Source organism: Streptomyces sp. NBC_00457, from assembly GCF_036014015.1.
Taxonomy (GTDB): Bacteria; Actinomycetota; Actinomycetes; order Streptomycetales; family Streptomycetaceae; genus Streptomyces.
Window position 1 is genome coordinate 2,503,398 of record NZ_CP107905.1, and the last position, 24,135, is coordinate 2,527,532.

At 70.5% G+C, this 24,135-nt stretch carries 19 protein-coding genes and 1 pseudogene; 13 read left to right on the forward strand and 7 right to left on the reverse strand.

The window, feature by feature from the left end:
• Positions 1 to 6: 6 nt before the first annotated feature.
• The 12 genes and pseudogenes from OG828_RS11485 to OG828_RS11540 all read left to right on the forward strand — a co-directional run bounded on the left by OG828_RS11485 (position 7) and on the right by OG828_RS11540 (position 11,257).
• Entirely contained in the window at positions 7 to 1,218 is a 1,212-nt protein-coding gene (locus OG828_RS11485; protein WP_328501047.1) for an MCE family protein, read from the forward strand.
• Positions 1,215 to 2,252, forward strand: a complete 1,038-nt coding sequence (locus OG828_RS11490) for an MlaD family protein (protein WP_328501048.1) — start codon at positions 1,215 to 1,217, stop codon at positions 2,250 to 2,252. Before OG828_RS11485 ends, OG828_RS11490 begins: the two co-directional genes overlap by 4 nt.
• On the forward strand, positions 2,249 to 3,328 hold the full coding sequence (locus tag OG828_RS11495; protein ID WP_443062388.1) for an MCE family protein: 1,080 nt from the start codon (positions 2,249 to 2,251) through the stop codon (positions 3,326 to 3,328). Before OG828_RS11490 ends, OG828_RS11495 begins: the two co-directional genes overlap by 4 nt.
• Positions 3,325 to 4,446 carry an MCE family protein gene (locus OG828_RS11500; RefSeq protein ID WP_328501049.1) on the forward strand — a complete coding sequence of 374 codons (1,122 nt, stop codon included), beginning with the start codon at positions 3,325 to 3,327 and terminating at the stop codon, positions 4,444 to 4,446. Before OG828_RS11495 ends, OG828_RS11500 begins: the two co-directional genes overlap by 4 nt.
• Complete coding sequence (locus OG828_RS11505; protein ID WP_328501050.1) at positions 4,443 to 5,753, forward strand: MCE family protein; 1,311 nt, start codon at positions 4,443 to 4,445, stop codon at positions 5,751 to 5,753. The genes OG828_RS11500 and OG828_RS11505 overlap by 4 nt, the downstream gene beginning before the upstream one ends.
• Positions 5,750 to 7,024, forward strand: coding sequence for an MlaD family protein (locus OG828_RS11510; RefSeq protein WP_328501051.1), 1,275 nt, complete (start codon positions 5,750 to 5,752; stop codon positions 7,022 to 7,024). Before OG828_RS11505 ends, OG828_RS11510 begins: the two co-directional genes overlap by 4 nt.
• Positions 7,021 to 7,557 carry a hypothetical protein gene (locus tag OG828_RS11515; RefSeq protein ID WP_328501052.1) on the forward strand — a complete coding sequence of 179 codons (537 nt, stop codon included), beginning with the start codon at positions 7,021 to 7,023 and terminating at the stop codon, positions 7,555 to 7,557. Before OG828_RS11510 ends, OG828_RS11515 begins: the two co-directional genes overlap by 4 nt.
• 50 nt (positions 7,558 to 7,607) lie before the next feature.
• Positions 7,608 to 8,339: a hypothetical protein gene (locus tag OG828_RS11520; RefSeq protein ID WP_328501053.1), complete on the forward strand. Its 732-nt coding sequence runs from the start codon at positions 7,608 to 7,610 to the stop codon at positions 8,337 to 8,339.
• 179 nt (positions 8,340 to 8,518) lie between these two features.
• Positions 8,519 to 9,358, forward strand: a complete 840-nt coding sequence (locus OG828_RS11525; protein WP_328501054.1) for a TIM barrel protein — start codon at positions 8,519 to 8,521, stop codon at positions 9,356 to 9,358.
• Positions 9,359 to 9,514: 156 nt separating this feature from the next.
• The gene (locus OG828_RS11530; RefSeq protein WP_328501055.1) at positions 9,515 to 10,405 is read left to right on the forward strand and encodes a 2-hydroxy-3-oxopropionate reductase; all 891 of its coding nucleotides are present in this window, start codon (positions 9,515 to 9,517) and stop codon (positions 10,403 to 10,405) included.
• A gap of 106 nt (positions 10,406 to 10,511) precedes the next feature.
• Positions 10,512 to 10,676: pseudogene (locus tag OG828_RS11535) on the forward strand (catalase); the annotation flags it as partial.
• A 326-nt stretch (positions 10,677 to 11,002) separates the two neighbouring features.
• Positions 11,003 to 11,257 carry a hypothetical protein gene (locus OG828_RS11540; protein WP_328501056.1) on the forward strand — a complete coding sequence of 85 codons (255 nt, stop codon included), beginning with the start codon at positions 11,003 to 11,005 and terminating at the stop codon, positions 11,255 to 11,257.
• Between the two features lie 215 nt (positions 11,258 to 11,472).
• On the opposite strand, the gene gcl is transcribed toward OG828_RS11540, so the two are convergent.
• Positions 11,473 to 13,257, reverse strand: a complete 1,785-nt coding sequence (gcl, locus tag OG828_RS11545) for a glyoxylate carboligase (protein WP_328501057.1) — start codon at positions 13,255 to 13,257, stop codon at positions 11,473 to 11,475.
• 217 nt (positions 13,258 to 13,474) lie between these two features.
• Here gcl and OG828_RS11550 point away from each other — a divergent pair, with 217 nt between their 5' ends.
• Positions 13,475 to 14,158, forward strand: coding sequence for a hypothetical protein (locus OG828_RS11550; protein ID WP_328353864.1), 684 nt, complete (start codon positions 13,475 to 13,477; stop codon positions 14,156 to 14,158).
• 58 nt (positions 14,159 to 14,216) lie between these two features.
• Here the strand turns inward: OG828_RS11550 and OG828_RS11555 are convergent, their stop codons facing one another.
• From OG828_RS11555 to OG828_RS11580, 6 genes are all read right to left on the reverse strand, one after another.
• On the reverse strand, positions 14,217 to 15,305 hold the full coding sequence (locus tag OG828_RS11555) for a lytic polysaccharide monooxygenase auxiliary activity family 9 protein (protein WP_328437798.1): 1,089 nt from the start codon (positions 15,303 to 15,305) through the stop codon (positions 14,217 to 14,219).
• A gap of 102 nt (positions 15,306 to 15,407) precedes the next feature.
• Positions 15,408 to 17,621, reverse strand: a complete 2,214-nt coding sequence (locus OG828_RS11560) for a glycoside hydrolase family 6 protein (protein WP_328501058.1) — start codon at positions 17,619 to 17,621, stop codon at positions 15,408 to 15,410.
• Positions 17,622 to 17,663: 42 nt separating this feature from the next.
• Positions 17,664 to 19,913, reverse strand: coding sequence for a glycoside hydrolase family 3 N-terminal domain-containing protein (locus OG828_RS11565; RefSeq protein ID WP_328501059.1), 2,250 nt, complete (start codon positions 19,911 to 19,913; stop codon positions 17,664 to 17,666).
• A 105-nt stretch (positions 19,914 to 20,018) separates the two neighbouring features.
• The gene (locus OG828_RS11570; RefSeq protein WP_328501060.1) at positions 20,019 to 21,149 is read right to left on the reverse strand and encodes a GH12 family glycosyl hydrolase domain-containing protein; all 1,131 of its coding nucleotides are present in this window, start codon (positions 21,147 to 21,149) and stop codon (positions 20,019 to 20,021) included.
• Positions 21,150 to 21,411: 262 nt separating this feature from the next.
• Positions 21,412 to 22,443 carry a LacI family DNA-binding transcriptional regulator gene (locus tag OG828_RS11575; RefSeq protein WP_328501061.1) on the reverse strand — a complete coding sequence of 344 codons (1,032 nt, stop codon included), beginning with the start codon at positions 22,441 to 22,443 and terminating at the stop codon, positions 21,412 to 21,414.
• A gap of 97 nt (positions 22,444 to 22,540) precedes the next feature.
• Positions 22,541 to 24,121 carry an AMP-binding protein gene (locus tag OG828_RS11580; protein WP_328504847.1) on the reverse strand — a complete coding sequence of 527 codons (1,581 nt, stop codon included), beginning with the start codon at positions 24,119 to 24,121 and terminating at the stop codon, positions 22,541 to 22,543.
• Between the last annotated feature and the right edge of the window lie 14 nt (positions 24,122 to 24,135).

The window sequence follows — 24,135 nt, forward strand, 5'->3', positions numbered from 1 at the left end:
CGCCGGATGAGGGTACTGAGACTGCGGTTGTACGGCGTCGTCTTCATCGCCGTACTCGCCCTGCTGCTGTCGCTGTCCGTCGCCGTCTACCGACAGGCGTTCACGCCGGTCGTGCGGATCACGCTGGAGGCCGACAGCCTGGGCAACCAGCTGGACCGGCGTGCCGACGTCAAGCTGCGCGGGCTGCTGGTCGGCGAGGTGCGCGCGGTGCGGGCCGACGGGACGAAGGCGACGCTCGACATCGCGCTCAAGCCGGAGCATGTGTCGTACATCCCGGCCGATGTGCATGCGCGGCTGCTGCCCAAGACGCTGTTCGGCGAGAAGTACGTCGATCTGGTCGTCCCCGCCGGCTCGTCCGCGCGGTCGATCCGCGCCGGCGACGTGATCACCCAGGACCGTACCCGCGTCGGCATCGAGCTCCAGCAGTTGCTGAACGACCTGCTGCCGCTGCTGCGGACCGTCCGACCCGGCGAGCTCAACGCCACGCTGTCCGCGTTCGCCACGGCCCTCGAAGGGCGCGGCGACCGGATCGGCGCCAACCTCACGCGCGTGGAGGCCTACTTGCGGAAGCTCAACCCGCATCTGCCGTCCCTGAAGGAGGACATCGCGCGGTTCGCGGACGTCGCCGAGGTGTACGGCGACGCGGCGCCCGACCTGATGCGGATCCTGCGCAACACGGTGACCACCAGCCGCACGCTGGTGGAGAAGAAGGACCAGCTCGCCGCCGCGCTCACCTCGACCACGGCCGCCGCCGGCACGGCGGGCGGCTTCCTCGACCGGACCGGTGACCGGCTGATCACGCTGGGCCGGGTGTCCCGTCCGACGCTCGATCTCTTCGCCCGCTACTCGCCCGAGTACCCGTGCCTGCTCGACGGCCTGGTCCGGCAGGAGGAAGCCTCCGAGGAGGCGTTCCGGGGCGGGAGGATGCGGATCACACTGGAAGTCGTACGGCAGCGGCCGGCGTACGAACCCGGTGAGGAGCCCCGGTACGGGGAGCGGTCGGGGCCCGACTGCCGTGGTCTGCCGCACCCGAGCGTGCCCGCGCCGCACACCAAGCTCGATGACGGTACGTCGGAGGTGTCCGGCACCCGCGCCGAACAGCGCGCCGTCGGCTCCCTCGTGGCCCCCGTCCTGGGCGTGCCCGCCGACGAGGTGCCGCCGGTCGCGACGCTGCTGTTCGGGCCGATGGCGCGCGGGACGGCGGTGAGCGTCGCATGAGCACGACGAAATCACGCCGGACCGCCGGCCCGCTGATCAAGTTCAGCCTCTTCGCCGTGGTGACGATCCTGGCGACGGCCCTGCTCGCCGCCACCATCGTGAACATCTCCTTCACCCCCACCGACACCTACCGCGCCGTGTTCAGCGACGTCACCGGCCTGGAGGAGGGCGACGACATCCGGGTGGCCGGGGTGCGGGTCGGTGAAGTCGAGGGCATCCGGATCAAGGACCGGACCCGCGCCGAGGTCACGTTCACGGTCAGCGAGGAGCGTCCGCTGCTCACGAGCACGGGCGCGGTCGTCCGCTACCGGAACCTCGTCGGGCAGCGGTACGTCGCCCTGACCGAGGGCGTGGGCGACGGCACCCGGCTGCGGCCCGGCGCGACGATCCCGCTGTCGCGGACGCAGCCCGCGCTGGACCTCAACGCCCTGCTGAACGGCTTCAAGCCGCTGTTCGCCGCGCTCAGCCCGAAGGACGTCAACCAGCTCGCGACCGAGATCATCAAGACCCTCCAGGGCGAGGGCGGCACGGTCGACAGCCTGCTCGCGCACACGGCTTCGCTCACCACGACACTCGCCGGCCGGGACAAGCTGATCGGCTCCGTGATCGACAACCTCAACACCGTGCTGGGGACGCTCGACCGGCGCGGTGCCCGTTTCTCCGGGCTGCTCAAGCAGCTGCGCCGGGTGATCTCGGGGCTGTCCGCCGACCGTGAGCCGATCGGTGAGTCGCTGGTGAGCATCGGCGACCTGACGGAAGCGACGTCGGGGCTCTTGCAGGACGCGCGTCCGCCCCTGAAGGACGACATCGCCGAGCTGACCGATCTCACCGGAACGCTCAATGACAACGAGAAGACGGTGGAGGGCGTGCTGAAGCGGCTGCCGAACAAGCTCAATGAACTGACGGGGACGGCGTCCTACGGCTCGTGGTTCAACTTCTACCTCTGCGACTTCGACGGCCGGATCGTGCTGCCGAAGACGAAGCAGGTACTCACTCCCGAGCTGCACGTGGCGAGGGCGAGGTGCGCGGGATGAGCATCCGGGTCCGAAGGAAGCGCAAGCCCCAGCCGCTGTTCAAGGTGCGCGTCGAGCCGCCGAGACTGCCGCGTGTCCGGCTTCGGCTTCCGCACCTGCCGCCCTTCCGCGAGCAGAACCCGGTGGTGATCGGCGCCGTCGGCCTGACCACCCTCGCGCTGCTGGCCGTGGCCGCGTTCAACGCGGACAGCCTGCCGGTGATCGGCGACGGCGAGACGTACAGCGCGGCCTTCGCGGAAGCGGGCGGCCTCAAGCCCGGCGACGAGGTACGGATCGCCGGGGTCAAGGTCGGCAAGGTCGAGGAGGTCGATCTGGACGGCGACCACGTCAAGGTCACCTTCAAGATCAAGGGTGACCCGGGGTTCGGCACCGCGACCGGGGCCTCGATCCGGGTCAAGACGATCCTCGGCGCCAAGTACCTGGCCCTGCACCCCAAGGGCCGGGGGCAGTTGAAGCCCGGCACCGAGATCCCGCTGACACGGACCGTCCCCGCGTACGACGTCGTACAGGCCTTCAGCGATCTGACGACCACCACGGAAGAGGTGGACACCGACCGGCTGGCGACGGCCCTGGACACCATCTCCACCACCTTCCAGGACTCGCCCGCCGAGGTACGGGCGTCCATCAAGGGCCTGTCGAAGATCTCCCGTACGGTCGCCTCGCGCGACAAGGCGCTGGGCGAACTCCTCGACCGTGCCAACGGCGTCACGGGCGTACTGGCCCGGCGCACCGAGGACTTCACCGCCCTGGTCAAGGACGGCGACGCGCTGTTCAAGGAGATCAGCAAGCGGCGCCAGGCCATCCACAAGCTGCTCAAGACCTCGGCCGCGCTCGGCGTCGAACTCTCCGGCCTGGTCGAGGACAACGCCAAGGAGATCGGCCCCGCGCTCAGGGGCCTGAACCAGGTGGTCGAGATGCTCGAACGCAACCAGTCGAGCCTGGACCGCAGCGTCCGGCTGCTCGCGCCCTACGTCCGGGTCTTCTCCAACACCCTCGGCAACGGCCGCTGGTTCGACTCCTACGTCCAGAACCTGGTCGCCGCCCCGGTGGTGCCGAGCACGGGAGGCTCACGATGAAGCGGCGCCTGGCACTGCTCCTCGCCCTGGCCCTCGTCGCCGCGGCCGTCTTCGTGCTGTGGCCGCGCCCCGGGAAGGTGCGCGTCACCGCGTACTTCCCGCGCACCGTTGGCATCTACCCCGGCTCGGACGTCCGTGTCCTCGGCGTCCGCATCGGCGAGGTGAAGACGATGACGCCGGAGGGCGGCCGGGTGCGGGTGGAGCTGGAGTACGACGAGGAGCGCAAGGTGCCGGACGACGCCCGGGCCGCGATCATCAACTCCTCGGTGGTCAGCGACCGTTATGTGCAGCTGCTGCCGGTGTACCGGGAGGGTCCGGCGCTGCGGGACGGCGCCGTCATCCCCGAGGCGCGCACGGCCGTACCGGTCGAGCTGGACCGGATCTTCGACAGCCTGCACACCACGGCCGAGGCGCTCGGCCCCGAGGGCGCCAACAAGGACGGCTCCCTGGCACGGCTGCTCGGAGTGAGCGCGGACAACCTGGAGGGCCAGGGCGGGAACATCCACCGGACCGTGAAGGACCTCTCGGAGGCGGTCACCACGCTGTCCGACGGCCGCGGGGACCTGTTCGGCACCGTGCGGAACCTCCAGGTGTTCACGGCGGCGCTGGCGGCCGACGACAAGAGCGTGCGGTCGTTCAACACCAGCCTCGCCGAGGTCGCGGAGCAGCTGGCCGGGGAGCGCAAGGACCTCGCGGCGGCGCTGCGCAACCTCGGCACCGCGCTCGGCGACGTGTCCGCGTTCGTGAAGGCCAACAAGAAGTCGCTGACCTCGAACGTGAAGGGCCTCAGCAAGGTGACCAAGGTGCTCGTCGACCAACGGGCCGCGCTGGAGGAGCTGTTGGAGGTCGCCCCCACCGGTCTGTCGAATCTCCAGAACGCCTACAACGCCTCCTCCGGCACGCTCGACACCCGCAACAACGCGCAGATGTCGCAGGATCCGGCCGCGCTGCTGTGCTCCGTCCTGCGGACCACCGGTGACGAGGGCGGCGAGAACCCGGACTGTGCGCAGCTGAAGAAGCTCTTCGGCTCCCTGCCGGAGGTGCCGAAGGCTCCCGCCGTGCCGAGTACGGGCACGGTCGACCGGACCCTCGGCGGAATCCTGGGGGGCCGCGCATGAGGCGCAAGGCAGGCACGCTCGCCTGGGCGGCGATCGGTTCGCTGCTGCTGTCCGGCTGCGAGTTCAACGGCTGGTACGACGTCGAGCTGCCGGGAGGCGCGGCCTCGGACGGCCGCGCGTACCGCGTCACTGTCGAGTTCCGCGATGTCCTCGACCTGGTGCCGCAGTCGGCCGTGAAGGTCGACAACGTGACCGTGGGCGCGGTGGAGAAGGTCGAGCTGGACGGCTGGCACGCGCGTGTACGACTCCGGGTCGCCGACTCGGTGAAGCTGCCCGCCAACGCGGTCGCCGAGCTGAGGCAGACCAGCATGCTCGGCGAGAAGTACGTGGCGCTGTCCGCCCCGCCCGGCTCCGATCCCGTGGGCCGGCTCCGCGACGGCGACCGCGTCCCGCTGAGCCGCAGCGGCCGCAACCCGGAGACCGAGGAGGTGCTGTCCGCGCTCTCGGCGCTGCTCAACGGCGGTGGGGTGGCCCAGCTCAAGACGATCACCGTGGAGCTGAACAAGGCCCTGGCGGGGCGCGAGAACCGGGTCAGGTCCCTGCTCAAGGAGCTGAACACGTTCCTGGGCGGCCTGGACGACCAGCGCGAGGACATCATCCGCGCGCTCGAGGCCGTCGACCGGCTCGCGGGGCGGCTCGGGAAGGAGAAGAAGACGATCGCCCAGGCCGTCGACACCATGCCACCCGCCCTCAAGGTGCTCGCCGACCAGCGGCGCGACCTGACCAGGATGCTCACCGCCCTGTCGAAGCTGGGCACGACGGGCACCAAGGTGGTCAAGGCCTCCCGGGACGACACGGTCGCCAACCTCAAACAGCTGCGACCGATCCTGGAGCAGCTCAACAAGGCGGGCGCCGATCTCCCCAACTCCCTTGAGTTGCTGACCACTTACCCCTTCCCGCGCAACGCGGTCGACGCCATCAACGGCGACTACGTGAACCTCGCCATCACCGCGGACCTCGATCTCGCGAGTATCTACGGCAACCTGACGGAGAAGCCGGGTGACAAGGGAGGTACCCCCGACGCACCGGACCTGCCGGACACCCCGGACCTCCCCGACGTACCCGAACTACCCGATCTCCCCGACCTGCCGAGCGTGCCGAGCGTGCCGACGCCCGCACCCGGCCTGCCCGACGCGCCGACGGCCCCTTCCGGACCGTCCGACGGCGGCCCGCTCTGCCCACCGGTGTGCACCGCCGCCTACGGCACCGGCACCGGCACCGGCACCGGCACCGGCACCGACCGGGAGCTGCCACCGGGGATCGACCTCGCGCTCGCGGAGCTGATGCTGAAGGGGATACAGCCGTGATCACACGTACGGTCAAGGCCCAACTGCTCGCCTTCGCCACCGTCACCGCCGTCGGCGTGTCCTACGTCGGCGCCGAGTACACGGGCCTCGTGGACAGCCTCCTAGGCCGCGGCTACACCGTGCGGGCCGACTTCCCTGACTCCGGAGGCATCTTCAAGGGCGCCGAGGTCACCTACCGAGGGGTGCCGGTGGGCCGGGTCGGTGCGCTGAAGCTGACCGGCGCGAGCGGGGTCTCGGTCTCCCTCGACATCGAGGACGGGGCGCCGCGCATTCCGGCGGACACGCTCGCCGTGGTGGCGAACCGTTCGGCGGTGGGCGAGCAGTACGTCGACCTCCAGCCACGCACGGCCGGTGGGCCGTATCTGCTCCAGGGCAGCACGATCCCCCGCGGCCGCACGCGCGTGCCGCTGCCCACGACGGACCTGGTCCTCAGCCTCGACCGGCTGGTCAACTCGGTCGGCAAGGACGATCTGCGCGTCACCGTCGACGAGTTGGGCAAGGCCTTCTCCGGCACCGGCCCGCATCTGAGCAGGCTGGTCGACTCGGGCAACGCGCTCGTCGAGTCGGCGTCCGAGTCGCTGCCCGAGACGATCTCGCTGATCGAGGACTCCCGGAAGGTGCTCAAGACGCAGGCCGACCAGGGCTCGTCCATCAAGGCGTTCTCACGCGATCTCGCCCTGCTCACCGCGGAGTTGAAGTCGAGCGACGGGGACCTGCGCAGGCTCATCGGCAACGCGACACCGGCGGCGGTCGAGCTCAGCTCGCTGCTGAAGTCGGTCGAACCGCGGCTGTCGGTGCTGCTGGCCAACCTGATCAGCGGCGGCCAGGTCACGCTCGCGCGGCTGCCCGGCGTGGAGCAGGCCCTGGTCACCTTCCCGGTCGTCGTCGCGGGCAGCCACACCGTCGTCCCCGGCGACGGCACCACCCACTTCGGCCTCGTCGTGAACGCCGACGACCCGCCGCCCTGCACCCAGGGCTACGGCACCGCCCGGCGCGACCCGGCGGACACCAGCCCGCGCGAGGCGAACACTGACGCCCGCTGCACGGCCCAACGCGGCAGCGCCACCTCGGTGCGCGGCGCGCAGAACGCCCCCGGCGCGGCAGCGCGCGGCGGGGCCGACCAGGCGGCGTACGTCACGCCGTACGACCCGGAGACCGGCACGTTCACCGGCCCGGACGGAACGCCCGTCGAGATCGGCTCGACGGGCGGCCAGCAGACCGTCTTCGGAAAGGAGTCGTGGCAATGGCTGCTCGTCGGACCGATGGCATGAGCGGGCTCGTGTTCCAAGCGACCCGGAGCCTGATCACCCGAGCCGGAAGAGCCGGACGCTCCCGAGCCCTGTCCGTGGGACTCGTCGTGGCGACCGTCCTCACCACAGCGGCGGCTCTCTGGCTGAGCAGCCTGCTCTACGACCAGCGCCAGGCGGAGCAGCGCCGGCAGGACATCCTGGCGGCGGCCCGGCAGTCGGCGCTGAACTTCACCTCCCTCGACTACCGGCGCTACGACCGGGACAGCGGCAATGTGCTCAAGAGCGCGACCGGCGACTTCAAGAAGGAGTTCGCTGCGCAGACAGAGGAGTTGACCGAGCTCGTCGCGCGGAACAAGTCCGTGTCCGAGGGCCAGGTCCTCGACGCGGGCATCGTCCGCTCCGACGAGCGCACGGCCCGCGTGCTCGTGGTCGCCGACAGCAAGGTGACCAACACCGCCGTGCCCAAGGGGGAGGCACGCACGTACCGGCTGCAACTCGACCTGGTCCACGAGGACGGCCGCTGGCTGACCTCCGACGTCGAGTTCGTGGGCTGACCCCGCCCCCTTGGCCGTAAGACCCGTATCGCCCAGTGAGGAGTAAGACCGTGGCGAAACCCACCACCCGAGGCCGCGGCGCCGGTTCCCCGACCCGGCACACGATGACGGCGGCGGCCCGCGCCGCGGCCAGGCGCGCGGAACGCGGCCACCACGACGCCGGCCCGGCGACCGCAGTGGCCGAGGCACCTCCGCTCGCCGGGCGCACGGTGGTCATCGAGCCCGCGGACGGCTGGGACGACCCGCCGGAGCCGACACCGGAGGACTTCGCGGAGGACGACTCCGGAACCGGTGTGCGCCGCTCCCGGAGAGGACTGCTCGCCGCGCTCGTGGCCGTCCTGCTCCTGGCGGGCCTGGTCGCCGTCGCCGTACTCGGACAGCGGTACCGGGCTGGTGAGCAGGCCGAGCAGGCAGGCGTGCAGGCGCTCGAGGCCGCGCGGAAGGCGGCGCCCGTCGTGCTGTCGTACGACCACCGGCGGCTGGACCGGGACTTCGCCGCGGCGGGCGACCGGCTGACCGGGACGTTCCGCGACGAGTACCGAAAGACCACGCGGACCGTGGTCGGGCCGACGGCGAAGAAGTACGACGGGGTGGTGAAGGCGACGGTCGCCACGGCCTCCGTCGTGTCGGCCTCTCCGGACCAGGTCATGACCCTGCTCTTCGTCAACCAGGTCACCGAGAGCACCCAGGTCTCGGGTTCCCGGGTGGATCTGAACCGGGTGCGGATGACGATGACCCGCACGTCGGAAGGTTGGAAGGTGAGTGCCGTCGACGCACTCTGAGCCGCCCGTTCCGCAAGCGCCCCCGCGTACCCGCGCGGGGGCGCTTTTTTGCCGGTCGCTCTTGACAGCTGTCGCAGGCCACAGGCAGTCTTCCATTAAGCAGAAACGAAGTTCCGCAATACGGAATCTCTCCATTACGGAATCTCGATCGATCGCAACGGAAGGGAGCGCCGGCCCCGATGGGATTCGCAGAGCAGCGCTTCAACGTCAACCTGTCGATCCTCTTCACGGAACTCCCGCTCCTGGAGCGCCCCGCGGCCGCCGCTGCGGCCGGCTTCACCGCGGTCGAGTTGTGGTGGCCCTGGGTCGACTCCCCCACGCCCGAGCAGTCCGAGCTCGACGCCCTCAAGAAGGCGATCGAGGACGCGGGCGTCCAGCTCACGGGCCTGAACTTCTACGCCGGCCAGCTCCCGGGCCCGGACCGCGGCACCCTGTCGATCCCCGGCGAGGAGTCGGAGAAGTTCCGCGCCAACATCGATGTGGCCGCCGACTTCGCGCAGTCCCTGGGCTGCACGGCGCTCAACGCCCTGTACGGCAACCGCGTCGACGGCGTGGACCCGGCCGAGCAGGACGCGCTGGCGCTGGAGAACCTCGTTCTCGCGGCGCGGGCGGCCGACCGGATCGGCGCGATCCTGCTGATCGAGGCCCTGAACCAGCCCGAGTCGCCGCGGTACCCGCTGGTGTCGGCGCCCGCCGCCGTCGGCATCGTCGACAAGGTCAACGCGGCGACGGGGCTCGGCAACGCGCGCTTCCTCATGGACCTCTACCACCTGTCCATGAACGGCGAGGACCTGCCGCAGGTGATCGAGCAGTACGCCGCCAAGACCGGCCACGTGCAGATCGCCGACAACCCGGGCCGCGGCGCCCCGGGCACGGGCTCGCTGCCCCTCGAAGACCTCCTCGACCAGCTGAAGAAGGCGGGTTACGACGGCTGGATCGGCCTCGAGTACAAGCCGGGCGACCGCCCGAGCGCGGAAGCCTTCGGCTGGCTACCGGTGGAACAGCGCGCCGCCCGCTGAGGTGGCCGTCACCGGGGGCTTCCGCCCCCAGCCCCCCGCTTCGGCCCTGAACGGGCCTCGTCCTCAAACTCCCCCAGAGGGAGCGCACCCAACGGGCTGATTTCCCCACGCCCGCCAACCCGCAGACGTATTACCGCAGTTAGAGAGGCAGCCCCAATGAGCACACTCCCCAAGGTCGCCTGGATCGGCCTCGGCATCATGGGCTCCCCCATGTCCGAGAACCTGATCAAGGCGGGTTACGACGTCACCGGCTTCACCCTGGAGCAGGACAAGCTGGACCGGCTCGCCACCGCCGGCGGCACTGCCGCCGGTTCGATCGCCGAGGCCGTGAAGGACGCCGACGTGGTCGTCACGATGGTGCCCGCCTCCCCGCAGGTCGAGGCCATCGCGTACGGCCCGGACGGCATCCTGGAGAACGCGAAGTCCGGCGCGCTGCTGATCGACATGTCCTCGATCACCCCGCAGACCTCGGTCGACCTGGCGAAGGCGGCGAAGGACAAGGGCATCCGCGTCCTGGACGCGCCCGTGTCCGGTGGTGAGGCCGGCGCGATCGAGGCGGTGCTGTCGATCATGGTCGGCGGTGAGCAGTCCGACTACGACACCGCCAAGCCGATCTTCGAGGCGCTGGGCAAGACCATCGTGCTGTGCGGTCCGCACGGCTCGGGCCAGACCGTGAAGGCCGCCAACCAGCTGATCGTCGCCGTGAACATCCAGGCGTGCGCCGAGGCCGTGGTCTTCCTGGAGAAGTCCGGCGTGGACCTGACCGCCGCGCTGGACGTCCTGAACGGCGGGCTGGCCGGCTCCACCGTGCTGACCCGCAAGAAGGACAACTTCCTGAACCGGGACTTCAAGCCGGGCTTCCGGATCGACCTGCACCACAAGGACATGGGCATCGTCACGGACGCCGCCCGCAACGTCGGCGCGGCCCTGCCCGTCGGCGCGGTGGTCGCCCAACTGGTCGCGTCCCTGCGCACACAGGGCGACGGCGGCCTGGACCACAGCGCGCTGCTGCGCGCGGTCGAGCGCCTCTCCGGCGCCCAGCTCTGACGAGCACCCCCGAGACTTCCGGGCCGCGGCGGCGCTGACAACTGTCCTGTCGCGCCCAGGCGCCGCCGCGGCCCGGAATCCACTTCAACAAACCGTTGGCGTCCCGATCGCCGTGAACGCCCTGAAGGCGACGGTTGCCAGCAACTACGGCCGTGACGGCTTCATGGCGTCCAGCTCCCAGGGCCGCCACGCCAAGAACTACGAGCCGAACTCCTACGACGGCCCGGTGGAGAACGGCCGCCCGCTGTCGGCCCCGCTGGCGGTGAGAGGAGGCGGTCCACGCCCTGCGCGAGGACTGAGAGGGCTGAGAGGACTCACCAAGACGGCCCGCGACAGCCGAACGGCCCGGATGAGGGGTGGCCGGAGGCAGGGCGCGGGCAGGCCGGGGACCGTGGCGGCGTGCGAGCCAGTGCGGTGGTGAAGGACCGAGTTCCCCTTCTCGACCTGAGGGAAGGCGTTCCAGGCTCCGTCGCATCCGCCGCGGTCCCGGCCACACCCTCACCAAGCCGAAGAGCGCCGGATACGGACGGTCCCGTATCCGGCGCTCTTCGGTGTTCCCGGGGTGCGGAACCGTCGCGTCCGCAGCAGCCTGAAGGCATGGAACATCCAACGGAGCATCCGCACATCGTGGTGCATCCACCGGCCCTGGACGGCTCCCGGCGGGTCACGTCGGGCGACGAGACACTGGGGATCGCCACGCACGAGGACGACGTGAGCGAGATCCTGCGGCTGGCCGACCTGTATGTCACGGACCTCGCGGAGAGCGACTTCATCGAGTGGCAGGGCGGCGGCCCCGACGACTGGCCGGGCCTGTCGGAACACCACGAGCACCATCAGCACCATCAGCAGTGAGCCACGTACGCCACCGGTCGTACGCGGTCTACGGAACCCTCAAATCATCCTCTGAACAGCGTCCCGCACGGCGTCAACCGCCCTCTCCTGGGGGCACATTGGTGTCATGCGGGGCCCGCCGGCACGGGGGCGGCGGGCCCGTCGCGGCCCAGTGAGCGCACGCAGAGGGGCGGCCCAGCCATCCGGCTGGACCGCCCCTCTCGCGCTTGCGGCTGTCAGACCTTCAGCGTCTTGATCGACGTCGGCGCATGGCCCGGCTCGGTCGCCAGCTCCTCGAACTCGACGACGTTGCCGATGTCGTTGGTCGTCGACATGGAGATGTTGGTGACCCGCTCCAGGATCGCCTCGACGACCACCGGCACCTGGAACTCGGCGGCGAGCTTCTTGGCCTTCTCCAGGGCCGCGCCCAGTTCGTTCGGGTCGGTCACCCGGATCGCCTTGCAGCCCAGGCCCTCGGCGACCTTGACGTGGTCGACGCCGTAGACGCCGATCTCGGGCGAGTTGATGTTCTCAAACTCCAGGTTGACCTGGAAGTCGATCTCGAACGCCCGCTGCGCCTGGCGGATCAGGCCCAGGTAGGAGTTGTTGACCAGGACATGGACGTACGGGATCTTGTGCTGCGCCCCGACCGCCAGCTCCTCGATCATGAACTGGAAGTCGTAGTCGCCGGAGAGCGCCACGACCTGTGCCTCCGGGTCGGCCTTGGCGACGCCGAGCGCGGCCGGGACGGTCCAGCCGAGGGGGCCCGCCTGACCGCAGTTGATCCAGTGCCGCGGGCGGTAGACGTGCAGCATCTGGGCGCCGGCGATCTGCGAGAGGCCGATCGTGGAGACGTACCGGGTCTCCGGGCCGAAGGCCTTGTTCATCTCCTCGTAGACACGCTGCGGCTTGATCGGGATGTCGTCGAAGTGCGTACGGCGCTGGAGGGTGGCCTTCTTCTCCTGGGCAGCAGCGGCCCATTCACCGCGATCAGGCAGCTTGCCCGCCGCCTTCAACTCCCGTGCCACCTCGACGAACAGCTCCAGCGCGGCCTTCGCGTCCGACGCGATGCCGTAGTCCGGCGCGAAGATCTTGCCGATCTGGGTGGGCTCGATGTCGACGTGGACGAACGTCCGGCCCTCGGTGTAGACGTCGATACGGCCCGTGTGGCGGTTGGCCCACCGGTTGCCGATGCCGAGGACGAAGTCGGACTCCAGGAAGGTCGCGTTGCCGTAGCGGTGCGAGGTCTGCAGGCCGACCATGCCGGCGTTCAGCTCGTGGTCGTCGGGCAGGACGCCCCAGCCCATGAGCGTGGGGACGACCGGAATGCCGGTCAACTCGGCGAACTCGACGAGGAGTTCGGCGGCGTCGGCGTTGATGACTCCGCCGCCGGCCACGATCAGCGGGCGCTCGGCGGCGTTGAGCATGCCGATCGCCTTCTCGATCTGGGCGCGGGAGGCGGCGGGCTTGTAGACCGGGAGGGGCTCGTACGTGTCCGGGTCGAACTCGATCTCCGTCAGCTGGACATCGATCGGCAGGTCGATGAGGACGGGGCCGGGGCGGCCGGACCGCATCAGGTGGAAGGCCTGCTGGAAGACGCCGGGGACCTGCGCGGCCTCCAGGACGGTGACGGCCATCTTCGTGACCGGCTTGGCGATCGAGGCGATGTCGACGGCCTGGAAGTCCTCCTTGTGGATCACGGCGGTCGGGGCCTGGCCCGTGATGCACAGGATCGGGATGGAGTCACCGATCGCGGAGTACAGGCCGGTGATCATGTCGGTGCCGGCGGGGCCGGACGTACCGACGCAGACACCGATGTTGCCGGGGTGGGTCCGCGTGTAGCCCTCCGCCATGTGCGAGGCGCCCTCGACGTGCCGGGCGAGGGTGTGCTGGACACCGCCGGAGGCCTTGAGCGCCGCGTAGAACGGGTTGATCGCCGCGCCGGGGACACCGAACGCGTTGCTGACGCCCTCGCGCTTGAGGATCTCGACTGCCGCGCGGGCAGCGGTCATACGAGCCATGGAGTACTCCTGCTTCGGCTGTCCGTTCGCACTCCCGTCGCGCCCCGCGGTGAGTACTTCCGTTCAGTTTCCGTATAGTGGAATTAGTTTTCTACTATCTGGAATCAATGTAGGTGGGGCGGGGAAGGGCAGTCAAGAGACGGACAAGCAGGCGTTTCTGGAGGACGATGGCCTCGCTGTCCCGGTGTGCGGTCGTGATCTCGTCCTGGAGTGGGCCATGTCCGAGAGCGTGTCGGTACGCTGCCCCGCCTGTCGGCGCGAGCAGCTCTACTCGGCGCCGTCGTATCCGTGCGCGTGCGGGGCGCCGGTGCTCCCGCCGCTCGATCCGGCGGGGACCGCGACGGCCGTCACCCACCAGGTCTGGGACGAGCAGTGGGTCACCGTGCGCTGCGCCGCGTGCGGCCGCAGCGACCAGTGGCCGCGGCCGGAGCTGGGCTGTCCCTGCGGGACGCTGCTGCGGGTCCCGGTGGCGCGGGTTGATGCCGAGGGCGCGGTGGCCGAGCCCGCGCCGCCCGTCCCCCGCCGCGCTTTCACCCCGGTGACCATCCGCACGGCCCGCGACGCGGTCACCGCCGCCGCCCTGTATCTGCGCTGGCTCGGCTACCAGGACATCCGCCGCGCGGACCAGCGGCCCCCGTCCGGCATCGGCCTCGCCGCCCGCGGCCTGCTGGCCCAGGTCGATCCGACCGTGCGCCCGGCCTCGCTGCGGGACGTGGAGTGCCTGTGGCTGACGGCCATGACGGAGTCCGCCGGCTGCGTCTACTTCTCCCTCGCCGGTTACGCCACGGATGCGCGAAGCCGCGCCGACGATCTGGGCGTGCCGCTCTTCGTCCTCGATCTCACGGGCACCCCGCAGCCGGTCAACGGCCACGCCGACGCGCTCGACTCCCCCGCGGGCTGACACGACCGCGCCGGCCCCCGCGGTACGGGAGCCGGCGCTGCCGGGACACGAGGGCCCGTTACGGGGTGACGCAGCCGATCGAGCCGACCGGCAGGTCGTTGCCCGTGGACGTGGCGGTGAAGCCGAAGGTGACGCTGCCGTCCGGGGCGACGGTCCGGTTGTAGTCCATGTTCCTGACCGTGACCGTGCCGTCGGATCCGGTACTGAGCGCACCGTTCCAGACACTGCTGATCCGGGTGCCGGGGCCCGGCTGCCAGCGCACGGCCCAGCCGTTCTGCGCTGCCGTGTTGTGGTTCATGACCTCGACGGAACCCTGGAAACCGCCGCTCCAGGAGTTCGTCACCGAGTACACGGCCATACAGCCGGTATGCGGTTCGGTCGGGGTCGGGGTGGGAGTCGGCGTGGGCGTCGGGGTGGGGTTGCCGCCCGGGTCACGGATGCCCGTCACCTCGCCGTTGCCGCCGTCGAAGACGATGTCGGAGCAGGAGAAGAAGTTCTCCTGGCTGTCCGACCGCACCCACTGGATGAACAGCACCGCGTCACCCGAGCGGCCCGAGGGCAGGTTCAGGTCCCAGAAGTAGTGCCCGGACTCGCTCCCCGGCGAGCCCGACTGGGACGGGTTGGTGACGGTCTGGATGAGCTCCAGGTCGTCCCAGCCCAGCGCGGTGGCGGGCGAGTAGCCGGGCTTGGACAGGTACACCCGGAAGTCGCCCGGGTGCGCCGCCCAGTTGCTGTACCGCACCCGCATGCTCGCCCCGGAGGTCAGATGCGTCCGGGGCCAGTCGGCGCGGGCCGCGTTGTAGCCGGTGAAGTTGTACGGGGAGCGGTCACCGGCGCTGCACAGCTTCCCGTCCGGTACATAGCCGGGGCCGCGCCCGCCCGCGTTGGAGTCGAGCACGGCGAACCAGTTGTACAGCGCCGTTGCTCCGCTCTCGGCGAGCGCGGCCTTGCACGCCGGGTTCGTCGGGTCCAGTGCGCCGGTGCCGGTCTTGGCGTCCAGATAGCAGAGATAGGTCCGCGATCCGGGCATCATCGCCACGCCGTGCGCCTGCGCGCTGCCCTGGCCGAGCAAGGCCAGGCCGAGCCCGCTGAGCAGGGTGGCCAGCACCGCCGCCCAGGAGAGAAGCCGGTTTCTGCGTCGAACCATGGTGCCTCCTGTCGTTCGTCGTAGCCGTCCGCTGTGGAGCCCCCGCCCGCCCGGGGAAGGCGTCGCGCCGGGCGGGCGAGGGAGTGTGGGGAGGTACGCGGATCAGGCGGGCGGCGCGCCCCAGGCCAGTACGGCGCCGAGGTAGCCGGGGATGGCCGGGGCGTCGGTGTACGACGTGGCTGTGGTGCGGCTGAAGTCGCCGGCCTCGTTGAACGCGGACCAGTCGGACTTGGCCATCCGGAGCTGGATGTCACCGGTGTCCCGGCCGGCGGCCAGCGAGCCGGCCGAGAAGCCGACCTCCAGGTAGGCGTCGGCGCCCGCCACCGGTGTGCTCAGCGGGACGACCCGCAGCCTGACGTTGGAGCAGCCGACGGCGGCGTAGTCGCACCAGGCGCTGACGGTGGGCGAGCCGCCGTCCTGGGTGAAGTAGTAGCGGGCGGTCACCCCGCTCAGGTCGAGGGCGGTGCTGCCGGTGTTGGTGATCCTGAGGCCGGGACGGATGGCGTTGTCGGTGGCCGAGGAGTCGTTGTTCTTGTACGCGACCTTGAGGCCGCCCGAGGGGTCGGGTCCGCCGCCGCCCGTCTCGGTGGTGACGCTCAGCGCGGTGGAGGCGGCGGAGACGTTCCCGGCGGCGTCCCGGGCGCGGACGGTGTAGCTGTAGGCCGTCGCGGCGCTCAGTCCGCTGTCCGTGAAGGCGGTGCCGGCGGCCGGCGCCGAGCTGACCCGGGTGCCGTCGCGGTACACGTCGTAGCCGGTCACGCCCACGTCGTCGGTGGCCGCGGTCCAGGCCAGGGAGACGCTGCTCGCGGTCTTCGCCGTGGCGCGCAGCCCGGTCGGCGCCGTCGGGGCCGTGGTGTCGCCCGGGTCGGTGCCGCCCGTGGGAACGGCCGGGTACGCGTTGCGCACCAGCATGGAGAACTGGTTGTGGAACCAGTGACCGGCGAGTGGTGCGTCGGGCAGCGCCCCGGTCTTGTTGTTGCCGGCGTTCGGCGCGGTGTAGTCCGGGTCGCACATCGGGTCCGCGCGCTTGCCCTCCTCGTTGGGGATGTCCTCACTGGCCCCGTCGGACTCCCCCGGCGGCTTGACCCACAGGAAGGCGTCGAGGTGCGAGTCGGGGTGACCGGAGGGCGCGGCCTGCGGCGGCTGTCCGAGCCCGGCGCCGCTCGCGTTGCACCACAGTCCGCGGTGGGTGCGGCGGTCGGCCTTGGACTCGGTCACGTAGGTGTCGAGGGTGGTGCTGGTGCTCTCGGCGGTGGGTCGGGACGAGCCGCCCCAGCCGTTGCGGGAGGTGTCGACCACCATGCCGGTGGAGGCGGGCCAGCCCGCCGAGACCAGCGCCCGGTGAACGTTCTTCGTGAAGTCCGACTCGTCGAAGTTCGGGTTCCACTCGTAGTACTTGCCCGACCTGACCTGGTTGCCACCGACGGTCTTGTTCGGGTCGGTGAGGAACGGCTCCTCCAGCGGCGTGTAGTTGGCGACGTTGGTGATCAGCCCGTCGACGCTGTTCAGCCCGGCCGCGGTGCCCCTGGCCACGTCGGTGTACTGCTGCACGGTCTGGGTGAGGTTGTTGTCCCAGCCGAGCCAGCCGGAGTGCGCGTAGTCCAGGTACGTGTACACGTTCGGGATGGCGTGCAGCTTGTCCAGGGCGTACTGGATGCCGTTGACGTACACGCCCCTGCTCTTGGCCTGGGCGCATTCGGGGTCGGAGGCGTTGGTGACCAGGTTGGGCAGGCTGTCGGGCTCGATGACGGTGGTGATGCGGATGTCCTGGTACTTGGGGTTCTTGAAGACGCTCGCGATGACGTCGATGTACTCGCTCTTGTAGCGGTCCAGACCCGCCTGGGTGAGCGGGAGTTCGCCGCTGGAGGCGAGGGCGGCGCAGTCCCGGCCGGGCAGGTCGTACACCACGAAGGTCGCGGTGATCGGCTGTCCGGGCTTCTTCTGGGCGAGCGCCAGGTCGAGGTGGTCGGCCAGGCTCTTGCGTCCCGCGTTGGCCTCGCCGCCGTGGATGGCCGCGATCCGGTCCAGCCAGACGGCGGTCGGATAGCTCTTGATCTTCTCCATCTTCGCCTTGAGCGTGGCGTCGGACGTCTGCGCGATGGAGGTGTCGACGTGCTCCGCGTAGTCGGGGTTGAGATAGAAGGTCGCCCCCGCGAAGGGGTTGTCGACGTGTGCTTCCGCCGCTGCCGCGGGCTGTCCCGCGATCTGGCCCGCCACCCCGAGCATCAGGGTGGCCAGGGCGGTGGCCAGGGCCGCCGACCGTCGTCGGCGCGTGCGCGGCAGCGAGGCGCCGTCGGCTCTGGTCGGGTTGGTCATCGTGCCCTCCTCGGTGGTACGTGCGGGTGTGCCGGTCGTACGTCAGGAGCCGGTGCACTGCGGAGCGGGCGTGCCCGCGCCGCCGTTGGCGGTGAAGCCGAACGAGGTGGTGGCGCCGGGTGACAGGGCGCCGTTGTGGGCGGCGTTGCGGACGGTCGCACGGCCCTGGGCCACGGTCAGGGAGCCGTTCCACAGACTGGTGACGGTGGAGCCGTTCAGGTCCCAGGCGACGGACCAGCCGGTGAGCGGGCCGGTGCCGGTGTTCTTGACGGTCATCTCGCCCTGGTAGCCGCCGGACCAGGACGAGGCGACCTTGAACTGGGCGGTGCAGGCCTTGGGTTCGGGCTCGGGGTCCGGATCCGGGTCCGGGTCCGGGTCCGGGTCCGGGTCGGGGTCGGGGTCGGGGTCCGTGCCGTACGTCAGCCCGTGCCCGTACGGGAAGAGCGGGCTCTTGCCGTCGCCGTCGTTGATGGGCTGCTGGGACGCGCCGCGCATCCACGTCATGGGGAGCTTGCCGGTGGGGGCGTAGTCGCCGAAGAGCACGTCCGACACGCCGTTGCCCTCGGTGCCGGGCAGCCAGGCGGCCAACAGGGCCTTCCAGTCGGGCAGTTGGGCGGCGATGTCGAGCGGCCGCCCGGAGACCAGGACCACCACGACGGGCACCCCGCTCGCCTTCAGCCGGGCGAGGGTCTGGAGGTCCTCCTGGTCGAGCCCCATACTCCCGGGCCGGTCGCCGTGCATCTCGGCGTACGGCGTCTCCCCGACGACCGCCACGGCGGCCGTGTAGCTGCCGTCGATGCCGTTGCCGTAGCGGTCGTACGTGATCCGGGACGGGTCGGTCGCGGCGGCGCGCAGGCCCTGGAGGATCGTGGTGCCCTCGGTGACCGGCCCGCTGCGGCCCTGCCAGCCCAGGGTCCAGCCGCCGCTCTGGTTGCCGATGTCGGAGGCGGACTTGCCTGCCACGAACAGCTTGGCGTTCTTCGCCAGCGGCAGGACACCACCGTCGTTCTTCAGCAGCACCTGCGACTGCCGTACCGCCTGCCGGGCCAGCGCCCGGTGTTCGGCGGAGCCCACCGTGGAGGTGTACGAGCGGTCGGTCAACGGCCGTTCGAACAGACCGAGTTGGAACTTCTTGGTGAGGATGCGGCGGTTGGCGTCGTCGATCCGCGCCTGGGCGATCCGCCCGGCGGTCACCTCGCCGCGCAGCATGCCGAGGAACTTCTTGTAGTCGTGCGGGACCATCACCATGTCGACGCCGGCGTTGACGGCCGTGCTGATCTCGGCGCCGGTGAAGCCGCTCTGCCCGTCGAGCTGGTCGACCGCGGCCCAGTCGGAGACGACGAAGCCGGAGAAGCCCAGCTCGCCCTTGAGCACGTCGGTGACCAGGTACTTGTGGGCGTGCGATGTCACGCCGTTCCAGTTGCTGTACGAGAGCATCACCGAGCCCACGCCCCGCCGTACCGCCTCCTGGAAGGGCGGCAGGTGGATCGCGCGCAGCTCGGCCTCCGACAGCTGCGTGTCGCCCTGGTCGACGCCGCCGGTGGTGCCGCCGTCGCCGAGGTAGTGCTTCGCAGTGGCGAGCACCGAGGCCGGGTCGCCGCCCGGGCTCGCGCCCTGCATGCCGGTGACGAACGTCGCCATGGACGTGGCCAGTTCGGGCTTCTCCCCGAACGACTCGTAGGTGCGGCCCCACCGGTCGTTGCGGGCCACGCACAGACAGGGCGCGAACGACCAGTCGATGCCGGTCCCGGCCACCTCCTCGGCGACCGCCCGTCCGACGCGCTGCACCAGCGCCGGGTCGCGCGTGGCACCGAGGCCGATGTTGTGCGGGAAGAGCGTGGCACCGCGCACCGCGTTGTGGCCGTGCACCGCGTCGATGCCGTAGATCATCGGGATGCCGAGCGGGGTGCCGAGGGCGGCGCGCTGGAGGGAGTCGTAGGTGTCGGCCCAGGTCTGGGCGTTGTTGGGGCTGACCGTCGAGTCGCCGCCGGAGAGCACCGAGCCGATCCGATAGGTGGCCAGGTCGGACTGCGGGACGAGCGCGTCCTTCTCGATCTGCGTCATCTGCCCGAGCTTGTCGTCGAGCGTCATCCGGGAGAGCAGGTCGTCGACCCGCTCGGGCACCGGCAAGGACGGGTCCTGGTACGGGAGGGCCGCGGCGGCTGTCGGGACCTCGGTGGGCCGGGCGGCGGCGGGCGGGGTGGCGGCCAGGCCGGTCAGGGCGAGGGCCGCGGTGCACAGCGCGGCGACGATCGTGGGGCGGCGGGTGGACAGCGTGCGGCTGGGACTCATCACGGGCCTTTCCGGGTGCGGGCCGGAGGGGCGAGGAAGGGGCCGCCCCGTCGGTGCGGGAAGTGGGGCGGGCCCCCGTGGGGCCGGTGCGGGGCACCGGCCGGGTCACGCGCTGGTGCAGGCGGTTCCGTTCAGGCTGAACCCGGTCGGCTGCGCGAACGTGCCGCTGTAGGTGCCCTGGAATCCGAAGCTCTGGCTGCCGCCGGAGGCGATCTGCGCGTTGTGCGCCAAGGGGCTCGCCGTGACCGCGCCCGACGAGCCGGACAGGGTGGTGTTCCAGGAGTTGGTGACGCGCTGCCCGGAGGGCAGGGTGAGGCCGAGCTTCCAGTTGTCGACGGCGCTGGAGCCGGTGTTCTTGACCGTGACGTCGGCGGTGAAGCCGCCCTGCCAGACGTTGGTCGCGTACGTCACCTGGCAGGCCGTCGCCGGGTCACCGGGGCCGCCCGGGTCGCCGCCGCCGGTGTTGACGGTGGAGGAGAAGGAGTTCACCGCGAGCCCGGCGCCGTTCTGCCACGGCTCGAACCCGGCCTGGATGCTCGTCAGGTACCAGTTGCTCTGCGCCAGGCCCCGCGCGACGGCCTGGTCGACGAAGTCCATGACGTCGAAGCTCCAGCTGCTGATCGCCGAGGGAGCGACGAAGGAGATCACGTCGTTGGAGCCGTTGCTGCCGGTCCACACCTCCCAACTGCGGCCGCCGACGGTGGCGTTGCCCACCGGCGAGCCGATCGGCTGGACCGGGCCCACCCGGTTGAACCAGATCATGATCTCGGTCTGATTGACGCCGTCGGTGCGCGGCGTCGGGTCCAGCCAGATGTCGTACGAGGCGTTGTACACGGCGCCCGAGACATAGCCGTAGGAGATGCTGCTGGGCGCGCTGGAGATGGTGCTGACCTGCGCCGGGAGCTTGGTGCCCGGCGAACAGTTCGTGTAGTGGCAGCCGTTGAAGACCGACGGGTACGACTTCGGGGCGCCGTTGGTGGGTACCGAGCCGTCGGCCTGGGTGACTCTGAAGCCGGTGTCGGTGGCGGTGACGCACTGGGTGGCGCTGGTGCCCCAGCGGTTGTTCTGGACGACGTAGCGGTCCTGGATGACGGCAGAGCCGTACTGTTCGCAGATCGTGGTGTCGGCCTGGGCCGGCGGTGTCGCGACGAGGAGTGCCGCGACGGCGGCGAGAGCGGAGAGCAGCGCGGCGAGCAGGCCGCGCGCGGGGCGGGGACGGTGCGGTAACGGTCGCATGCGGGTGCCTCTCTCGGAGGTGGCGCCGGGTTCGTCGGGGCCGGTTCGGGAGCGCTCCCAACTCCCCACGGATGGGAGCGCTCCCACCTCACCGGTGGGTCCGGACTTTAGGAGTCCGTCCATGTTCCTGACAACCCTGCGCGCGCGAATGCGTCGAAAGGATTTCGAAGCCGCAGGTCAAGGGAGGCAAGGGAACAACGCCTGCGCGAGGTCACGAGAGTTGGGAGCGCTCCCGAAACATTCGAAGCGTGCAGGGTCGGTCTCAGGCCGAGTCGCGGACCACCAGCCGGGTGCGCAGGATGACATGGCGCCAGGCCACCTCGGGCTGCCCCGTCTCCCGCAGCTCCTCCATCAGCAGCCGCACCATGGTCTCGCCGATCTCCTCCAGCGGCTGGCGGACCGTCGTCAGCGGGGGTTCGGTGTGCTGGCCGAGCGGGAAGTCGTCGAACCCGATCACCGCGACGTCCTCGGGCACCCGGCGGCCGGCGGCACGCAGCACGCCCAGCGCCCCGGCGGCCATGGTGTCCGAGGCGGCGAAGACGGCGTCCATGTCCGGGTGCTTCTCGAGGAGTTCGGCCGTCGCCCGGCGCCCACTGGCCTCGGTGAAGTCACCCTCGACGACCAGCGAGGGCAGCGGATCGAGGCCCGCGGCGGCCAGCGCTTCCCGGTAGCCGCGCAGCCGGCACTGGGTGACGTACATGTCGAGCGGCCCGGTGACGGCGGCGATCCTCCTGCGGCCACCGCGCAGCAGGTGCTCGACCGCGCCGCGGGCGCCGCCGACGTTGTCCGCGTCCACGTAGGTGATGTGCTCGTCGCCCGAGCGGCGCCCGAGCAGCACGGTGGGCAGTCCGGCCTCGGCGAGCATGTCGGGCAGCCGGTCCTCGGCGCGCACGGACATCAGCAGGACGCCGTCCACCCGCCCGCCGCGCGCGTACTCGACGAAGCGCCGCCGCTCGGCGTCCGTGCGGACCAGGGTGAGCAGCAACTGCACCGAGGTGTCGGCGAGGGCGTCGCCGACCGACTGGACGATCTCCGAGAAGAACGGTTCCCCGAACAGCCGCCAGTCCCGCTCCGTCATCGCCAGCGCCACGGCGTCCGCGCGCCGCCCGGCCAGCGAACGGGCCGCCAGATTGGGCACATAGCCCAGCTCGGCGATGGCCCGCTCGACGGTACGGCGCGTCGACTCCTTCACGCCCGCCGCGTTGTTGATGACCCGCGAGACGGTGCCGCGCCCGACACCGGCGAGGGCCGCGACCTCCTCCAGCGTCGGCGACCCAGGGCGCTGCCTGCCCATAACCACCCCCAGGGCACCTGATCTTAGAGCCTGCCCCATCCCGGCCGGACAGGCTCCGAGGGCCACGCCCCACTGTGATCGAATACCCCGGCCGGGATCAGCCGGCGTACCGCTCCCGCAGCTCGATCTTGCGTACCTTTCCGGACACCGTGATCGGGAAGGACTCCAGGATCCGCAGGCGGCTCGGGATCTTGTAGTGGGCCAGGCGTCCGTCGCAGAAGGAGCGCAGTTCCTCCAGGGTCGGCGGGGCGGCCGGGTCGCGTGGGATGACGCAGGCGAGGACTTCCTCGCCGTAGCGCTCGTGCGGTACGCCGACCACCTGGACGTCCGCGATCTTGGGATGGGCGTAGAGGAACTCCTCGATCTCGCGCGGGTAGATGTTCTCGCCACCGCGGATGATCATGTCCTTGATGCGGCCGACAATCTCGACGTAGCCGTCCTCGCGCATCACGGCGAGGTCGCCGGTGTGCATCCAGCGGGCGGCGTCGATGGACTCGGCGGTCTTCTCGGGTTCGTTCCAGTAGCCGAGCATCACGCTGTAGCCGCGGGTGCACAACTCGCCCGGGACGCCGCGCGGTTGGGTCGTGCCGTTCGCCGGGTCGACGATCTTCACCTCGATGTGCGGGAGGACGCGGCCCACCGTGCCGGTGCGGTGCTCCAGGTCGTCGTCGATCCGGGTCTGGAGGGAGACCGGGGAGGTCTCGGTCATGCCGTAGCAGATGGAGACCTCCTCCATGTGCATCTCGGCGACCACCCGCTTCATCACCTCCACCGGGCAGGGCGAGCCCGCCATGATCCCGGTGCGGAGCGACGACAGGTCGTACGTGGCGAAGTCCGGGTGGTTCAACTCCGCGATGAACATGGTCGGTACGCCGTACAGCGAGGTGCACCGCTCCTGCTGCACCGCCTCGAGGGTGGCTTTCGGGTCGAAGGACGGGGCGGGGATGACGATGCACGCGCCGTGCGTCGTCGCCGCCAGATTTCCCATGACCATGCCGAAGCAGTGGTAGAAGGGCACGGGGACGCAGATCCGGTCCTGCTCCGTGTACGCGATCGACTCACCGACGAAGTAACCGTTGTTGAGGATGTTGTGGTGGGACAGCGTGGCCCCCTTCGGGAAGCCCGTCGTGCCCGAGGTGTACTGGATGTTGATGGGGTCGTCGCAGGACAGCTCCTCGTACGCGGCCGGCGTTCCCCGCGCGATCAGCGCGTCCCAGCTCGGGTCGCCGATGAACACGGTCTCCCTCAACTGCGGGCACCTGTCCCGTACTTCCTCGACCATCGCCCGGTAGTCGCTCGTCTTGTGACGGAGGGAGGCGAAGAGCAGGGAGATGCCGGCCTGCTTGAGGACGTACTCGACCTCGTGGGTGCGGTAGGCCGGGTTGATGTTCACCATGATCGCGCCGATGCGGGCGGTGGCGTACTGGACGAGGACCCATTCGGGACAGTTGATCGCCCAGATCCCGACCCGGTCACCCTTGGCGACCCCGCCGGCGAGCAGCGCGTACGCCAACTCGTCGACGTCCGCGGCGAATTGGGCGTACGTCCAGCGCCGTCCGGACGGCACGTCGACGAGCACCTCCCGGTCCGGCCATGTGGCGACCGCGCGGTCCAGGCTGGCGCCGATCGTGTCGCCGAGCAGCGGTGTGTCACCGGTCCCGTGGGTGTACGAACTCAACGAACTCGATGAAC

Excerpts from the sequence above, each read along its gene's own strand:
- OG828_RS11485 (WP_328501047.1), top strand. The coding sequence starts at position 7 with ATGAGGGTACTGAGACTGCGGTTGTACGGCGTCGTCTTCATCGCCGTA.
- OG828_RS11490 (WP_328501048.1), top strand. The coding sequence starts at position 1,215 with ATGAGCACGACGAAATCACGCCGGACCGCCGGCCCGCTGATCAAGTTC.
- OG828_RS11495 (WP_443062388.1), top strand. The coding sequence starts at position 2,249 with ATGAGCATCCGGGTCCGAAGGAAGCGCAAGCCCCAGCCGCTGTTCAAG.
- OG828_RS11500 (WP_328501049.1), top strand. The coding sequence starts at position 3,325 with ATGAAGCGGCGCCTGGCACTGCTCCTCGCCCTGGCCCTCGTCGCCGCG.
- OG828_RS11505 (WP_328501050.1), top strand. The coding sequence starts at position 4,443 with ATGAGGCGCAAGGCAGGCACGCTCGCCTGGGCGGCGATCGGTTCGCTG.
- OG828_RS11515 (WP_328501052.1), top strand. The coding sequence starts at position 7,021 with ATGAGCGGGCTCGTGTTCCAAGCGACCCGGAGCCTGATCACCCGAGCC.
- OG828_RS11525 (WP_328501054.1), top strand. The coding sequence starts at position 8,519 with ATGGGATTCGCAGAGCAGCGCTTCAACGTCAACCTGTCGATCCTCTTC.
- OG828_RS11530 (WP_328501055.1), top strand. The coding sequence starts at position 9,515 with ATGAGCACACTCCCCAAGGTCGCCTGGATCGGCCTCGGCATCATGGGC.
- OG828_RS11540 (WP_328501056.1), top strand. The coding sequence starts at position 11,003 with ATGGAACATCCAACGGAGCATCCGCACATCGTGGTGCATCCACCGGCC.
- gcl (WP_328501057.1), bottom strand. The coding sequence starts at position 13,257 with ATGGCTCGTATGACCGCTGCCCGCGCGGCAGTCGAGATCCTCAAGCGC.
- OG828_RS11550 (WP_328353864.1), top strand. The coding sequence starts at position 13,475 with ATGTCCGAGAGCGTGTCGGTACGCTGCCCCGCCTGTCGGCGCGAGCAG.
- OG828_RS11555 (WP_328437798.1), bottom strand. The coding sequence starts at position 15,305 with ATGGTTCGACGCAGAAACCGGCTTCTCTCCTGGGCGGCGGTGCTGGCC.
- OG828_RS11560 (WP_328501058.1), bottom strand. The coding sequence starts at position 17,621 with ATGACCAACCCGACCAGAGCCGACGGCGCCTCGCTGCCGCGCACGCGC.
- OG828_RS11565 (WP_328501059.1), bottom strand. The coding sequence starts at position 19,913 with ATGAGTCCCAGCCGCACGCTGTCCACCCGCCGCCCCACGATCGTCGCC.
- OG828_RS11570 (WP_328501060.1), bottom strand. The coding sequence starts at position 21,149 with ATGCGACCGTTACCGCACCGTCCCCGCCCCGCGCGCGGCCTGCTCGCC.
- OG828_RS11575 (WP_328501061.1), bottom strand. The coding sequence starts at position 22,443 with ATGGGCAGGCAGCGCCCTGGGTCGCCGACGCTGGAGGAGGTCGCGGCC.